The organism is Mycolicibacter heraklionensis (assembly GCF_019645815.1).
GTDB lineage: Bacteria > Actinomycetota > Actinomycetes > Mycobacteriales > Mycobacteriaceae > Mycobacterium > Mycobacterium heraklionense.
Genome location: NZ_CP080997.1, coordinates 1,481,393 through 1,496,135 on the forward strand (window position 1 = coordinate 1,481,393; position 14,743 = coordinate 1,496,135).

General features: G+C 67.6%; 17 protein-coding genes. 5 read left to right on the plus strand and 12 right to left on the minus strand.

Annotated elements, in window-relative coordinates:
• Window positions 1–31: 31 nt before the first annotated feature.
• Entirely contained in the window at window positions 32–328 is a 297-nt protein-coding gene (gene relB / locus K3U94_RS07050) for a type II toxin-antitoxin system RelB family anti-toxin (RefSeq protein ID WP_220696037.1), read from the minus strand.
• Window positions 329–332: 4 nt separating this feature from the next.
• A complete protein-coding gene (locus K3U94_RS07055; protein ID WP_220696038.1) occupies window positions 333–674 on the minus strand; it encodes a type II toxin-antitoxin system RelE/ParE family toxin in 342 nt (113 codons plus the stop codon).
• A gap of 12 nt (window positions 675–686) precedes the next feature.
• On the opposite strand from K3U94_RS07055, the gene K3U94_RS07060 reads away from it, so the two are divergent.
• From K3U94_RS07060 to K3U94_RS07070, 3 genes are all read left to right on the plus strand, one after another.
• Entirely contained in the window at window positions 687–992 is a 306-nt protein-coding gene (locus tag K3U94_RS07060; RefSeq protein WP_220696039.1) for a hypothetical protein, read from the plus strand.
• Between the two features lie 142 nt (window positions 993–1,134).
• Window positions 1,135–1,383, plus strand: a complete 249-nt coding sequence (locus tag K3U94_RS07065) for a type II toxin-antitoxin system Phd/YefM family antitoxin (RefSeq protein WP_220696040.1) — start codon at window positions 1,135–1,137, stop codon at window positions 1,381–1,383.
• 16 nt (window positions 1,384–1,399) lie between these two features.
• Window positions 1,400–1,780 (plus strand): type II toxin-antitoxin system VapC family toxin, encoded by a 381-nt coding sequence (locus tag K3U94_RS07070; RefSeq protein WP_230987482.1) that lies wholly within the window; start codon window positions 1,400–1,402, stop codon window positions 1,778–1,780.
• Window positions 1,781–1,806: 26 nt separating this feature from the next.
• On the opposite strand, the gene K3U94_RS07075 is transcribed toward K3U94_RS07070, so the two are convergent.
• Window positions 1,807–2,307, minus strand: coding sequence for a SixA phosphatase family protein (locus K3U94_RS07075; protein WP_220696041.1), 501 nt, complete (start codon window positions 2,305–2,307; stop codon window positions 1,807–1,809).
• A gap of 218 nt (window positions 2,308–2,525) precedes the next feature.
• On the opposite strand from K3U94_RS07075, the gene K3U94_RS07080 reads away from it, so the two are divergent.
• On the plus strand, window positions 2,526–3,671 hold the full coding sequence (locus tag K3U94_RS07080) for a metallophosphoesterase family protein (protein ID WP_220696042.1): 1,146 nt from the start codon (window positions 2,526–2,528) through the stop codon (window positions 3,669–3,671).
• On the plus strand, window positions 3,668–6,283 hold the full coding sequence (locus tag K3U94_RS07085; protein ID WP_220696043.1) for an AAA family ATPase: 2,616 nt from the start codon (window positions 3,668–3,670) through the stop codon (window positions 6,281–6,283). Before K3U94_RS07080 ends, K3U94_RS07085 begins: the two co-directional genes overlap by 4 nt.
• A 13-nt stretch (window positions 6,284–6,296) precedes the next feature.
• Here K3U94_RS07085 and K3U94_RS07090 read toward each other — a convergent pair whose 3' ends face one another.
• From K3U94_RS07090 to oppB, 9 genes are all read right to left on the minus strand, one after another.
• Window positions 6,297–6,719: a type II toxin-antitoxin system VapC family toxin gene (locus K3U94_RS07090; protein ID WP_220696044.1), complete on the minus strand. Its 423-nt coding sequence runs from the start codon at window positions 6,717–6,719 to the stop codon at window positions 6,297–6,299.
• Complete coding sequence (locus K3U94_RS07095) at window positions 6,716–6,967, minus strand: FitA-like ribbon-helix-helix domain-containing protein (RefSeq protein WP_220696045.1); 252 nt, start codon at window positions 6,965–6,967, stop codon at window positions 6,716–6,718. Before K3U94_RS07095 ends, K3U94_RS07090 begins: the two co-directional genes overlap by 4 nt.
• A 104-nt stretch (window positions 6,968–7,071) precedes the next feature.
• Window positions 7,072–8,529 carry an FAD-dependent monooxygenase gene (locus K3U94_RS07100; RefSeq protein WP_220696046.1) on the minus strand — a complete coding sequence of 486 codons (1,458 nt, stop codon included), beginning with the start codon at window positions 8,527–8,529 and terminating at the stop codon, window positions 7,072–7,074.
• Between the two features lie 60 nt (window positions 8,530–8,589).
• Entirely contained in the window at window positions 8,590–8,847 is a 258-nt protein-coding gene (locus K3U94_RS07105; RefSeq protein WP_220696047.1) for a hypothetical protein, read from the minus strand.
• A gap of 10 nt (window positions 8,848–8,857) precedes the next feature.
• On the minus strand, window positions 8,858–9,115 hold the full coding sequence (locus K3U94_RS24350; protein WP_350355356.1) for a DUF4258 domain-containing protein: 258 nt from the start codon (window positions 9,113–9,115) through the stop codon (window positions 8,858–8,860).
• Between the two features lie 86 nt (window positions 9,116–9,201).
• Window positions 9,202–10,920: an oligopeptide ABC transporter substrate-binding protein OppA gene (oppA, locus tag K3U94_RS07115; RefSeq protein ID WP_230987485.1), complete on the minus strand. Its 1,719-nt coding sequence runs from the start codon at window positions 10,918–10,920 to the stop codon at window positions 9,202–9,204.
• Between the two features lie 2 nt (window positions 10,921–10,922).
• A complete protein-coding gene (gene oppD / locus K3U94_RS07120; protein ID WP_220696050.1) occupies window positions 10,923–12,743 on the minus strand; it encodes an oligopeptide ABC transporter ATP-binding protein OppD in 1,821 nt (606 codons plus the stop codon).
• Window positions 12,740–13,621 carry an oligopeptide ABC transporter permease OppC gene (gene oppC, locus K3U94_RS07125; RefSeq protein WP_220696051.1) on the minus strand — a complete coding sequence of 294 codons (882 nt, stop codon included), beginning with the start codon at window positions 13,619–13,621 and terminating at the stop codon, window positions 12,740–12,742. The genes oppD and oppC overlap by 4 nt, the downstream gene beginning before the upstream one ends.
• Window positions 13,618–14,595 (minus strand): oligopeptide ABC transporter permease OppB, encoded by a 978-nt coding sequence (gene oppB, locus K3U94_RS07130; RefSeq protein WP_220696052.1) that lies wholly within the window; start codon window positions 14,593–14,595, stop codon window positions 13,618–13,620. The genes oppC and oppB overlap by 4 nt, the downstream gene beginning before the upstream one ends.
• Window positions 14,596–14,743: the final 148 nt, after the last annotated feature.

Here is a 14,743-nt window from a genome sequence, read left to right on the forward strand (position 1 = left end):
CTCCTTCGTTGCTCGCGGTGCGACTCCTGGGTTAGGCGGCAGCGATGCGGATGGTGAGTCGCTGCCCGCAGGCGCGGGCGAGGCGTTCGAGCAGCTCGACCGTCGGAGTGCGGGCTCCGGATTCGATGGATGCGATTGCCGACTGCGTGGTGCCCATCTTGCGGGCCAGCTCAGCCTGGGTCAGCCCCGCGGTCTCGCGAGCACGGTAGACGGTCTCAGCCAGTTCCATCACCAGACCTGCGATCGCATAAGCCTCGTCGAACGCAGCCCGATCGTCAGGGGCAAGTTCAGCCAGAATCTGTTCGCGACGGTCGCTGTAGCTGCTCATCGTTTTATCCCTTGCCTTGCCGGCGACGTAACACGTTGCGTGCTCGCTGCACTTCCTTGCGTTCGTTGTTGCGCTGCTTGCGCAACGTAGTCAGTGTGATCACCTGGCGCTCAAGCTCCACCGTGTAGGTAATACGTTGATTCACCCGCTCGCACCGAAACCGCAGTTCCCACCGGTCGTCGTCGAGCTTTCGGCTGTGCGGCGTCCGCAATGAGGACCCACGCACCGCGAGCAGATCCAAGGCCCGGACGGCTTGTGCCGTGGCCTTGGCAGACAACGCCTGCAACCACTCGTCCACCTCTTCGCTTAGCTCAATGTGCCATAGCTGACCATCTCGGCGGGACACCAAGATAATATATTGCTGTCGCTATATCGCGGCAACGATATACGCCGCGCACACGAACTGCTGGGCGTCAAGATCGGCAATCAATATCGGTATCCCAAGTTCCAGATCGACCCGATGCGTCAGCAGATCCGCCCCATCGTGGCTTATGCGAACCGTCAGCTGGAATGCGACGCAGACCCGTGGGGAACGCTGGACTGGTGGTATCGCGCCGATGAAGGCCTTGAGGATCGGCGTCCGATCGACATGGTCGAAAGTGGTGAACTGACTGAGGATCTGGTCGACCTCGCGATCCAACTCGGTCAACAGGGCATGGTTTGAGCGATGCCGACCAATCGGTACAACGGACGCCTCGCTACGTCGAGCCCGTCCGCAAAGGTGCCGAGCTGTACCGGACTATTGGTTCGTTGATCCCGAGCGCGGGCTCGTAGCTATCCGTAGCACCCATTGCTACAGTTGCGTCATGCCCAAGACCATCGCTCAGCGGGATCTCCGCAACAACAATGCGAAGGTGGTCGATGCGGTGGTGGCTGGTGAGACGTTCGTCGTGACCCGCAATGGCGAGCCGGTGGCCGAACTTCGCCCGCTGCGGGCTGCGCGTCGCACTTTCATCACGCGCGGCGAAGTCGCTGCACTGGCGGGTACGGCGGTGCGCATTGACCATCGTCAGTTCCGGGCCGACCTCGACCGGGTCATCGACCAGGGAATCTGAGGTGACGTCCGGTCTCTTGGACACCTCGGTCGTGATCGACTGGCACGACCCGGCGGTCATTGCTGCGCTTCCCGGCGAGGTGGCGATATCGGCCATCACTGCTGCCGAGTTGGCTGCCGGCCCGCTGTTGGCGACGACGGCCCTCGAGGCGGCCAAGCGCCAGGCCCGGCTGCAGGAGGTGGAATCCCGGCTGGAGCCCATCCCCTTCGACGAGTCCGCCGTCCGCAGTTATGGCCTCGTTGTCGCCGCAGTGGCGCGCGAAGGACGAAAGCCACGAAGCCGCTTCGCGGATCTGTTGATCGCAGCAACGGCGCACGCCAATCGGCTCGACCTCTACAGTCGCAACGCCCAGGATTTCGCGGGGCTCGAGGGCCTGATTCGCGTCGTTGCCGTTTGATCGCCCGGTGCGTTAGGCGCGCACGTCTAGCGAGGAACCGCGAACGCCACCAGCGCGGCCGATCCCAGCTCCACGTCCGCCCAGCTGCCGACGACATGAAGGACGGCGATTCCCGACGTCGGGTACTTCTCCGAGATCTGTTGGGCTACAGCACTATCGGTGCCATCGCCGGCCAGTCCCAGTGCGACGCGCGACATCGCTGGCTCGTGACCGATCACCAGCAGCGTGTCGACGTCGTCGGCGACGGTGTTGATGGTCGCGATCACGGTTCCGGGCATCGCGTCGTAGAGATCGTCGACATAGCGCACCGGGGCCGTCAGTGCGGTTTGCGCGTAAGTCTGTCGGGTACGGGTGGCGGTCGAACACAGCACCGCATCGACGGCCGGCGCGTGAGCGCGCAGCCATTCGCCGGCCAGTCCGGCCTCCCGGATCCCGCGCGGCGCCAACGGACGCTCATGGTCGGCCGCTCCGGGCGGATAGTCCGACTTGGCGTGCCGCAGCAGGATCAGGGTGCGGTGAGTGCTCACCCGCTCCAGGGTAGGGGGTGACTGATATCGCCCGCGCTATCCGATTCGCAAACATCTCACTGGCCCTCCGGCGGTGCTGAAGTGTCGGGTGTGACGCACGAGTTCGAAGCGCGGTGCGGGTTTGCGGACCTGCCGATCGAGGTCCGCGGGCTTGTCGGTGAGCGGCCATACACTCGCGATGCCCGGCCGACGGCCCGGCGGAAAGGGACAGGACCGACATGCGATTCGTGCACACCGCCGATTGGCAGCTCGGCATGACCCGGCACTTCCTGGCCGGCGACGCCCAGCCGCGTTACGCGGCGGCCCGGCGCGACGCGGTGGCCGGGCTGGGGGCACTGGCGAAGGAGACGGGCGCGGAATTCGTGGTCGTCGCCGGAGATGTGTTCGAAGACAACCAGCTCGCCCCCGAGGTCATCAGTCAGTCCTTGGAGGCCATGCGCACCATCGGGATCCCGGTCTATCTGCTACCCGGAAACCATGATCCGCTCGACGCGGCGTCGGTGTATACCAGCGCGTTGTTCGCCGCCGAGTGCCCCGACAACGTGGTGGTGCTCGACACCGCGGGTGTGCACCAGGTGCGCCCCGGCCTGGAGATCGTCGCCGCGCCGTGGCGGTCCAAGCGCCCCACCACCGACCTGACCGCGGCCGCGCTCGAGGAACTGCCGGCCGACGGCACCATCCGGATCCTGGTTGCCCACGGCGGCGTCGACGCGCTGGATCCCGATCCGGGCAACCCGGCGCTGATTCTGCTGGCCGGCCTGCAGGACGCGCTGTCTCGCGGCGCGCTCCACTACGTCGCCTTGGGGGACAAGCACTCCCGCACCCAGGTCGGGGAGACCGGCCGCATCTGGTATTCCGGTTCGCCGGAGGTCACCAACTTCGACGACATCGAATCCGACCCCGGCCACGTGCTGCTGGTCGACATCGACGAGGCCGACGGCGCCGTGAGCGTGGACTCCCGCCACGTCGGCCGTTGGCGTTTCCTAACGCTGCACCGCCAGCTCGACAATGGCCGTGATGTCACCGACCTGGACATCAACCTCGACCAGCTGCCGGATAAGGAACGCACGGTAGTGCAGCTGGCACTGACGGGTTCGCTCAGCGTCACCGACCGGGCCGCCCTCGACGTCTGCCTGGACCGGTATTCGCGGCTGTTCGCCTGGGTGGGCACCTGGAGACGTCATACCCACCTGGTGGTGGTTCCCGCCGACGGCGAGTTCTCCGACCTCGGAATCGGCGGGTTCGCCGCCGATGCGGTCGAGGAACTGGTCGCTGCCGCCCGCGATGCCGACACCGGTGCCGCCGACGACGCCCACGCCGCGCTGGCGCTGCTGCTGCGCCTGGTGGACCGGGGAGTGGCATGAGACTGCACCGGTTGGTGTTGACCAACTATCGTGGTGTGGCGCATCGGGAGATCGATTTCCCCGACCACGGCGTGGTGGTGGTCTCCGGCGCCAACGAGATCGGCAAGTCCTCGATGATCGAGGCGCTGGACCTGTTGCTGGAGTCCAAGGACCGCTCCGCCAAGAAGGACGTCAAGCAGGTCAAGCCCACCTACGCTGACGTCGGTGCCGAGGTCACCGCGGACATCAGCACCGGCCCTTACCGTTTCGTCTACCACAAACGCTTCCACAAGGCGCCCCGCACGCAACTGACCATCCTGGAGCCGCGCCGCGAGCAGCTCACCGGCGATGAGGCGCATGACCGGGTCCGCGCCATGCTGGAGCAGACCATGGACACCGGCCTGTGGCAGGCCCAGCGGGTGCTGCAGGTGTCGTCGACCGCGGCGGTGGACTTGTCCGGGTGCGATGCGCTGTCTCGGGCGCTGGACGTCGCCGCCGGCGACACCGCCACCCTCAGCGGAACCGAGCCTCTTCTCATCGAGCGCATCGATGCCGAGTACGCGCGCTACTTCACCGGGACCGGGCGTCCCACCGGGGACTGGGCCAAGGCCATTGCCGCACTTGCTGACGCCGACGCCGAGGTAGCGCGGTGCGCCGAGCTGTTCGCCGAAGTGGACGACCGGGTGCACCGGCACGCCGAGCTGTCCGAGCAGTTGGCGAGGTTGGCCGACGAGCAGGCCGCCGCGGACGCCCGGCACAGTGCGGCGCAGGCTGCCGGCGCCGCGATCGCAGCGCTGCGCGGCCAGCTTCGCGATGCGCAGTTGGTGGCCACCGCGGCCAAAGCCACCGCCGCCGCGACCGACAGCGCCCACGCCGAGCGGCACCGGCAGCGCGACGAGCTCGAATCTCGGGCGGCGGCGATCAGCCTGCTGGACACCGAGATCGACGGTGCGGCACAGGCGCAAGCCACTGTTGATACCGACGCCGCCGCAGCAGACGCCGCCGCGGCAACCGCCGCACAAGCCGTGGTCGGCGCCACCGAACGTGCCGCAGCTGCGCGCCGCGTCGTGGATCAACTCGCCGCGCGAGACGAGGCTGATCGGCTCGCGGACCGGCTCGCCCGGCTGGACGCCACCGAAGCCCAGCTCGCCGAGGTGGCGGCACAGCTGACGCAGATCGTGGTGACCGAGCCGATGCTGCGCCGGATCGAGCAGGCGTCTGCGGCCTGCGAACGGACCGAGGCGTCACTGGCCGCGATCTCGGCGACACTCGAGCTCGCCGCGGTCGGCGACATCGATCTGGTGATCGCCGGCGAGCCCGCCGCGCTGCCCGCCGGCCAGAGCTGGTCCGCCACCGTCACCGACGGCATCGAGGTCGACGTGCCCGGCTTGCTGCGGGTGCGTGTCCGCCCGGGGGACAGTGCACGTGAGGCCAGCGTGAAACATGCTGCGGCACAAGCCGAACTTGCCGATGCCCTGGCGGCGGCAGGCGTGGCTGATCTGGCACAGGCGCGCCACGCCGACCAGCGGCGCCGGGAACTGCAGGGCAGCCGCGACCAGCTGGCCGCCGCCCTGGCAGCGTTGCGCGGTGCCGAGGAGATCGAGGCGTTACGGGCGCGGCTGACGCGACTGCGCGGCGAGCATGGCGAGATCCCCGCCCGGATCACACCGGCGCAGGCCCGCGCCGACCGTGATGAGGCAGAGGGGCTGCGGGCGCAGGCCGACGCTCACTGCGAAGCCCTGCGCCGCGCCGCCCAGGATGCCGCGGCCCTGCGCGGCGACGCTGCCACGCGGCTGATGCTGCTGCGCGACAAGGTGGCGGCGCAGCGCGGTGAGCTGGAGGCGGTCAACCAGCGTCTCGCCGCGCAGCGGGCAACGGTCAGCGATGACGAGCTGGCGGCTACCGCCGACTCCAACGCGCAGGCATTGCGCACCGCCGAGCAGCGCGTGACCGAATTGTCCGAACAGCTGGGCGCCGCCGCCCCCGACGCGATCGACGCCGAACTCGCGGCAGCGCAGACCGCGGCTCAGGACGTAAGGGCCAGCCACGCCGAGACCTCCCGCGCGCTGCACGAGGTGGAGGTCGAGCTCGCCGTGTTCGGCACCCAGGGTCGGCGGGGTCAGCTCGACGCCGCCCAGAGCGCGCGGGAACACACTGCGGCCGAACACGATCGGATCGGGCGCCGGGCACGCGCAGCGGCGCTGCTGCGGTCGACGATGACCCGCCACCGCGACGACACCCGCCGGCGCTACGTCGAGCCGTTCCGTGCCGAGATCCAGCGGCTGGGCGCTCACGTGTTCGGCGCCGACTTCGAAGTCGACGTCGACACCGACCTGAAGATCTGCGCCCGCACCCTCGGTGGTCGCACCGTGCCCTACGAGTCGCTGTCCGGCGGCGCCAAGGAACAGCTGGGCATCCTGACCCGGCTGGCCGGGGCGGCGCTGGTCGCCAAGGAGGACAGCGTCCCGGTGGTGATCGATGACGCGCTCGGCTTCACCGATCCCGATCGGCTGCAGAAGATGGGCGCGGTGTTCGACGCGGTCGGTTTGCACGGCCAGGTGATCGTGCTGACCTGCGACCCGGATCGCTACCGCAGTGTCACCGATGCTCACCGCATCGATTTGAGCGCCTAGGGACTTCGACCTGTTACCCGCCTGACCACGGGTTGATCAACTCGGCTCCCAGGTCTTGGAAGTGCCGGACATTACGGGTGGCAAGCGACGCCTTCCTGGCGACAGCGATTCCCGCGATCTGGACGTCGCGTACCTCGACGGGGTGCCCCTCACGACGTCCACGTGCGGCAAGACCAGCCGCCGCCAGCGCGGCCGGCTGATCGAAAGTCTGCACGCGACCGTCGAGGTCCTCGGCGAGCAGTTGCGCGAACGCCAACTCGAGGCGCCGACGACGCCGGCTTGGCTCGAGTAGTTCCAGTCCGGTCCACACCTCGAAAACGGTCACGGATGTCGTCCAGATCGACTCGGCGGGCAGGCCGTCGAGCCATTGCACCACCGCGTCGTCCGGCCGCTGTTGCATCAGCGCGGAGATTACGTTGGTATCGAGCAGGATCACAGGTCGCCGAACTCCGCCGGGCGCACAGGATGTCCGCGCAGCTCACTGATCTCATCGTGAAGGCCGATCCCGGCGAACCGAGCTGAGATTTGTGAGCCGAGTCGAGCTGGTGTCACGTCGGCATCTCGGACCGCGTTGCGCAGGATCTCGCGAACTTCCTCTTCGGTACTGCGGCCGTGTCGGCGGGCGCGCTGGACCAGCTTTTGCTTGACGTCGTCATCAAGCTGACGGATCAGAATCTGAGCCACGTCAGAATGATATCGTGCTATCACGGGATGCACCTCGCTTTCCCGGCGCCGAGAACCTCCCCGATCATCGGTTCAGCGACGGCATTGCACAATTCAGTGCTGCGTCAGCGGGTGCCGAACCAGCTGCTCAGCGCCGCACCCAGCCCTTCCGGGGTGCCGTCGCCGACCCACGCGACGTGACCATCCGGACGGATTAGCACCGCATCGGGCGCGGCTACGACACCTAGAACCGGCAGCTCCCACGGGCCGTCGTAGTCGGCATCGAGCTCCGCTACCCGGTCAGCCCACGGGCTGATATCGAAATCCCAAGGGGCGCCGAAGTTCAGCAGCGCACCGCGACCATCGTGCAGCAGCCCGAAGACACCCACGGTGCCTGCCGGCGTCGACACCTCCAGATCAGGCATCCGTCGACCCACCAGCGGATGACCGCCGCCGAGGTCGTAGTGAATGTCCAGCCCGCACATCATCGCAGCGACCCGCCGGCGCGGCTCATCGAGCCTCAGCAGTTCGGCCATGGTGTCACGCAAGGCGTCGACACGGGGTCCGGGCTCCAGCAGCGTGCTCTGGGCCATGGTGTTGTGTAGCACCCGGGCGCCGACCGGATGACGCTCGGCGTGGTAGGTGTCCAACAGGCCCTCGGGTGAGGTCCCGGCGAGCACCTGGGCCAGCTTCCATCCGAGGTTCACCGCATCTTGCACACCGGTGTTGAGGCCCTGCCCGCCCGCCGGCGAATGCACGTGTGCGGCATCGCCTGCCAGCAACACGCGCCGGTCCCGATAGCGTTCGGCCTGCCTGGTCACGTCGGTGAACCGGCGGACCCAGCGGACATTGTGCAACCCGTAGTCGGTACCGCGCCGCGAGATCAGGGCCTGACTGACATCGTCCTGGGTCGGATCTTCACTGGACTCTAGCTGCGGCGCAGTCACCATCACCCGTACCGGACCGTCGGCCTCCAGGCGGAAGAAGGAATGGATGCCGACGTCGTCGCGGTGCAGGCCCCACGGCGGCTCGTCGGCCAGATCGCCCTCGGTGATCAAGCAGATCGCCGTCGGGTCCCAACCGGGAAACGCGATTCCGGCCATCTTGCGAATCTCGCTGCGGCCGCCGTCGCACCCGACCAGGTAGGCGGCGCGCAGCGTTGTGCCGTCGGAGAGTTCGACGTCGACGCCACAGTCATCCTGGGCGAAGCCGATCACGTCGCGGCCGTGGTAGATCCGCACACCCAGCTCGTTGACCCAGTCGGCGAGGGTGCGCTCAACGCGGTACTGCGGAAGTCCGACCGTGTAGTTGTGCCGGGTCGGCAAATCGCTGATGTCCAGCATGATCCACGCGAAATGGCAGATCTGGCCGATACGCCCTTGCGCCAAGAACCGGTCGACGAGTCCGCGCTGGTCGAGAATCTCGATGGTGCGCGGGGTGATACCACCCGCCCGCGACCCTATCAGGTCATGGCCGGCGCGGCGCTCGACGATCCCGACGTCGATTCCGGCCAATGCCAGCTCGCCCGCCAGCATCAAGCCGGTCGGGCCAGCGCCGACGATCACCACCTGATGGTCGGTCATTACTCTTTCATGAAACCTATTGCGGTGTAATCGAAATCTGCTAGCCCGGGCGGTCCACCCTCACACATCGCGGAATCGTTGCTGCACTGCCTGCCGCGACACCCCTAACACCATGCCAATGGTGCCCCAGCTCTCGCCGTTTTCGCGCGCTTCCGCCACCGCCCGACGCAGAGCGTCGGTCGCAGCATCGGCTGCCTCAGCCGCCTCGCGGACATGCCGCAGATACCGCCCGGCGCGCACCTTCACCGACGGGTCTGCGGGGTCCAGCTGGTCGATCCACTGCTCCGCGGCGGTGGTCTCGTTGACCTTTGTCGCCATGGTCATCACCTCACAGGTAGTCGTAGTTCTTCGGTTGCAGCACGTTCACGTGGATGATCCGCTGTGGGTCGTCGGCGGGGACCACCACGACCTCAAGCAGCCGTACGCCCGCGTCGACGCCGATAATCAGCAGGCGACCCTCGTAGTCCCCCTCCTGCTCGATAAGCCTGACGGGATTGCGAATGACGTGCAGGGCATCCGCATCGGAGATCTCATGCTCGGCGTAGTGCTTGCGAGCCGATTCGGCGAACTCAATAACGTCAAGGATATCTTGACGACTTCGGTCGCGTCAACAAGATCTTGACAGTTCCTCCAACTGGCAGATCGACATCTGGCTCGTACGACGCAGGGCGGTCAGTCCTTCATGAACCCGATCACGGTGTAGTCCAGGTCGGCCAGCCCCGGCGCGCCGAAATTGGCCAGCGAACTGCGCACCGCCACATTGCCAGTGGTCTGGATGAGCGGCAGGCTGAAACCCTCGGCCCAGAGCAGGGAATCGACCTCGTTGGCCCGGGCCCGGGCCACCACCGGATCGAGCGCCTCCAGCGTCTCCTCGATCTTGGCGTCGATGGCCGGGCTGCCGATCTTGCCGAAGTTGGCCTCCCCGTAGGAGGCGGAGATCTGGTTCAGCCCGGCCAGTGGGAACGCGTCACCGACCCAACTGAATTGGGCGATGTCGAAGTCGCCGACATTGACGTAGTCAGTGAAGAAGCCGCCCCCGGCCTTGGCGTCCAGCTGCAGCTTGACCCCGATCTGGGCCAGGTTGTGCTGCGCCACTTGGGCGAATTGGCGGGTGCTCGACGCGTCGTAGAACAGGTGGCGGATCACCAGGGGGCGACCGTTCTTCTCCCGGAACTTGCCGTGCAGTGTCCAGCCGAGTTCGTCGAGTTCGCGTGCGGCGCGCTCGGGGTCGTAGGCCACCACCGCACTGTTGTCCTGGTAGCCCTCCTGGCCGGCCACGTAGATGTGGTTGTTCAGCGGCACCGGGTCGGCGGTCAGGCCGCGCTGGGTGACCTTGGCGATCGTGGACCGGTCGATGCCGCGCATGACCGCCAGCCGCAGCGCCTTGTCGGACAGAATCGCGCCCGGTGCCCCGTTGAAGGTGAAGTGGTTCCAGGCCGGGGTCGGCGCCCGCCGGATCGCGATGCCCTCGGTGCGGCGCGCGATCGTCAACTGATCCAGGGTGGCCACCCCGGTGGCGTCGATGGTGTGGTTCTGCAGTGCAGGCATCCGGGCGGCCTCATCGAGCACCAGGTAGGTGATGGTGTCGAGCTTCGGGGTCCGGCCCCACCAGGCGGGGTTGCGGGTCAACGTGATTCGCTGACTGGTGCGATCGAGGGTCGACAGCACGAATGGCCCGGCCGACGGGCCCGGCTTGCTCAGCTGAGCCTTGTTGAAGGTGGTCGGGTCGCCGGTCATGCTGGCCGGCAACAGCATCGAGTTACCCGCGAACATGCCCCGCCACTCCGCGTAGGGCTTGGCGAAGCGCATCACGGCCTGCCGGTCGTCGACGCCGCGGGTCACCGAGGCGACACGCTCAGCGCCGTTGGTGGTCGCGATCGCGTAGCTGCCGTCGGCGCCACTGGTGGCATGGATCTGGCTGGCGATGTCTTTCCAGCTCAGCGGCGTCCCGTCGCTCCACACCGCTTTCGGGTTGATGGTGTAGGTGACCACCTGGGGGTTGGTGCCGGTCAATTCCACACTGGTGAAGTAGTCGGTGTCCACCGTCGCCGAGCCGTCCGCTCCGATGGTGAAGGCCCGCGGCATGGTGGCCTTGAGCATGGCGGCGTTCTCGGCCAGGTTTCCGTCGATGTGCAGCGGGTTGAAGTTCGGCGGGAACTGCGTCATCGAGAGCCGGAGGTTGCCGCCGTCGCGCAACCTCGCCGGGTCCTGCGGGTTGACGTCGCTGGCGGTGCCGACCGAGGCGGTGCCCTCGGGCGCGGTGATATCGACTGCCGTGCAACCGCTCAACGCCAGGCCGGCAGCCAACACGATGGCCACCACCCCGTTGACTCTGCGTCCACCAGGCACTCTTCTCGTAAAACTGCGTGGTGAGCGCAGAGTCAACGTCATAGTCATAAGTGTGGCACCGCGGCCAGCAGCCGCCGGGTGTAGTCGTGTTGGGGGTCGCTGAAGACCTGATCGGCCTCGCCCTGTTCGACGATCGCCCCGGCGAACATCACCGCGACCCGATGGGCCAGGTGCTTGACCACCGAAAGGTCATGCGACACAAAGAGGTAGGACAGCCCAAGTTGCTGCTGCAGATCCAGCAGCAGGTTGATGATGCCGGCCTGAATCGACACATCGAGCGCGGACACCGGCTCGTCCAGCGCGAGAATCTTCGGCTGCAACGCCAGTGCCCGGGCGATGCCGATCCGCTGCTTCTGTCCGCCGGAGAACTCCGAGGGGTAGCGCAGTGCGTCGCCGCGGCGCAGTCCGACCAACTCCAGGAGCTCGGCGACCCGGGCATGGATGGCGGCTTTGCCGGAGCCATTGGCGCGCAGGGGTTCTGCCAGCAGTTCGAAGACCGGCAGCCGGGGATCCAGTGAAGCGACCGGATCCTGGAACACCACCTGCAGGTCACGCCGCAGGGCGCGACGGCCGTCACGCTTCAACGTCGCGACGTCGGTGCCCAGTACTTCGATCGATCCGGACTGCGGTGCGGTCAGCTCCAGGATCTGGTGCAAGGTGGTGGATTTGCCCGAGCCGGATTCGCCGACGATCCCCAAGGTGCGGCCCTGCTGCAACTCGAAGCTCACCCCGTCGACGGCGCGCACCTCACCCGCGCGCCGGCGCAGTACGCCCTTGGTCAGCGGATAGGTCTTGACCAGGTTGCGAACCCGCAGCACGGTGGGGGATTCCGCTGTGACCGCAGCCGCCACTTCGGTGCGCACGCCGTAGATGTCGGCGGCGCTGCGGCCCTCCACCTGGTCGGTGTGGATGCAGGCGGCGGAATGTCCGGCACCGAGATCCAGCAGCTCCGGCTCGCTCAGCAGGCAGTCGTCTTCGGCCAACGGGCAACGCGGGGCGAAGGGACACCCCGCGTCGATCCCGGCCGTCAAGGACGGTGGTGCGCCCGGGATCGGCACCAACCGAGTGCCCTGCGGGGCGTCCAGCCGGGGCACCGATCCCAGCAGTCCGACGGTGTAGGGCATCCGCCGGTCGGAGTACAACGCCTCGACCGGTGCGGCTTCGACCACGCGGCCGGCGTACATCACCACGGCGCGGTCGGCGAATTCGGCGACCACCCCGAGGTCGTGGGTGATGATCAGAACCCCGGCCCCGGTCACGTCCCGCGCGGTCTTGAGGACTTCCAGGATCTGGGCCTGCACGGTGACATCGAGCGCGGTGGTGGGTTCGTCGCAGATGAGCAGGTCCGGGTCGCAGGCGATCGCGATGGCGATCACCACCCGTTGGCGTTCCCCGCCGGACAGCTCGTGCGGAAACGCCCGCGCCCGCTGCTCGGGCCGATTGATCCCGACCAGCTCCAGCAGCTCGACCGCCCGTCGGCGCGCCGCGGCTCGGCCCACCCGGGGCTGGTGCACCTCGATGGCCTCGGCGATCTGATCGCCCACGGTGTACACCGGTGTCAGCGCCGACATCGGATCCTGGAACACCATCCCGATCGAGGCGCCGCGGAACTTCGACATCGCGGTGTCTCCCAGCCCGATCAGCTGCGTGCCCTGCAGCAGTACCGAACCGGACACCTGCGCGTGCTCGGGCAGCAAGCCCATCACGGCCATCGCCGCCGCGGATTTCCCCGAGCCCGATTCGCCGACCATCGCCACCACTTCGCCGGCGTCGACGTGATAGCTGACCCCGCGCACGGCGCGCACCGCGTCGGGACCGGCGCCGAACGTCACGGCCAGATCGGAGACTTCCAGCAAGGTGCTCATCGGCGTCCCCGCAGCGTCGCGGCATCGGGATCCAGGGCGTCACGCAGACCGTCCCCGGCGAGGTTGGCGCAGACCAGGATCGTGATCAGGACCCCGGCCGGGAACAGGAACACCCACGGGAAGGTGATGGCCGAGGCGGTGCCGTCGGCGATCAGGGTGCCCAGCGAGACATCGGGCGGCTGGATGCCGAAACCCAGGTAGCTCAAACCGGTCTCGGCCAGGATGGCCACCGCGACGTTGAGCGCGGTGTCGATGATCAAGATGGACGCCACATTGGGTACCACGTGGTCGATGATGATGCGCCGGCTGGAGACGCCCATATACCGTGCGGCCCGGATGAATTCACGTTCCCGCAGGCTCATGGTCAGGCCGCGCACCATTCGGGCGCTGACCATCCAGCTGAACCCGGCCAGCAGCAGCACCAGCAGCGCGATGTTGCCGCTGTTCTTGGTGCGTGGGGTGATGATCGCGATCAGGATGAACGCCGGCACCACCAGCAGCAGGTCCACCAGCCACATCAGCACCCGGTCGCGCCATCCGCCGAAATACCCCGAGATCGCACCGACGGTCGCGGCGATCACCGTGGAGATCAGCGCCACGCACACCCCGATCAGCATCGATTTCTGCATGCCGCGCAGGATCTGGGCCAGCAGGTCTTGCCCTAAAGCGTTGGTGCCCAACCAGTGTCGAGCGCCCGGCGGCACCAGCAGCGCGTCGTAGTCCAGGTCGGTGTAGGAGTAGGGCAGCAGGCCCGGCAAGGCGTAGCAGCCGACGAACATCACCGCCAGCAGCGCCAGTGCGCCGACCGCGCCGCGGCTGCGCAGGAACCGGCGCAGCACCAGGGTGCGCCGCGAGGCGAACTCGATCTCGGGACTCATGACACCCGCACCCGCGGGTCGAGCATCGCGTAGATGACGTCGGAGAGCAGCCCGGCCAGCAGCACCACCGCGCCGGAGAACACCGTGATGGCCGCGACGATGTTGGTGTCCTGGGTCGCCACGCCCTGCACCACCCATTCGCCCATGCCGTGCCAGCCGAAGATCTTCTCGACGAAGACCGCGCCGGTGACCAGGCCGGCCACCCCGTAGGCGAACAGCGTCGCCATCGGGATCAGCGCGGTGCGCAACCCGTGTTTGAACAGGGCACGCCGGCGGGTCAGGCCCTTGGCCCGTGCGGTGCGGATGAAGTCCTGGCCGAGCACGTCGAGCATCGCGTTGCGCTGATAGCGGCTGAAGCTGGCGGCCGCACCCAGTGCCAGGGTCAGCGACGGCAGCACCAGGTGCTGCAGCCGGTCGACCAGCCCGGGCCAGAATCCGGTGACCAACCCGGGGGAGGTCTCGCCGGTGTAGTCGAACAGTTGGGCGCCCAGCGCCCAGTTCACTCGCAGCGCGCTGAGGATCACCAGGTTGGCCAGCACGAAGGTCGGTACCGACAACACCAGCAGCGCGGCCATGGTGATGACCCGGTCGGAGAGCCGGTACTGGCGCACCGCCCCCCAAGCCCCGGCCACCACGCCGATAGCGGTGCCGGCCAGCGAACCGACGACCAGCAGACGCAGGCTGACGCCGACGCGCCGGCCCAGTTCCCCGGAGACCGGCTGACCGGTGACGGTGACACCGAAGTCGCCGCGCACCGCGTGCGAGGCCCAGTGCGCGTAACGCAGCGGAATCGGCTTGTCCAGGCCCAGTTCGGTGGCCTTGGCGTCGATCACGGCCTGCGGCGGACGCGGATTGCGCTGCATGAGGCTGTCCAGCGGCGCGAAGGCCAACGACGTCAGGCAGAACGTCAGAAACGAGGCGAGGCCCAGCAGCACCAGGTAGTTCAGCGCCCGGCCGGCCAGAAACCGCGTCATGGCCAAAAGGGTAGAGGGTGCCCCACTCCCGCGAGCGTGCGTGTCTGGCCGCGACACACCGGGGAGATCTGTACATCTACGCACGCTCGCGGCGCGTGGGGCGCCGACAGAGGACGATTTTGCGTGATTTTTACCCGTGAAATCCGCG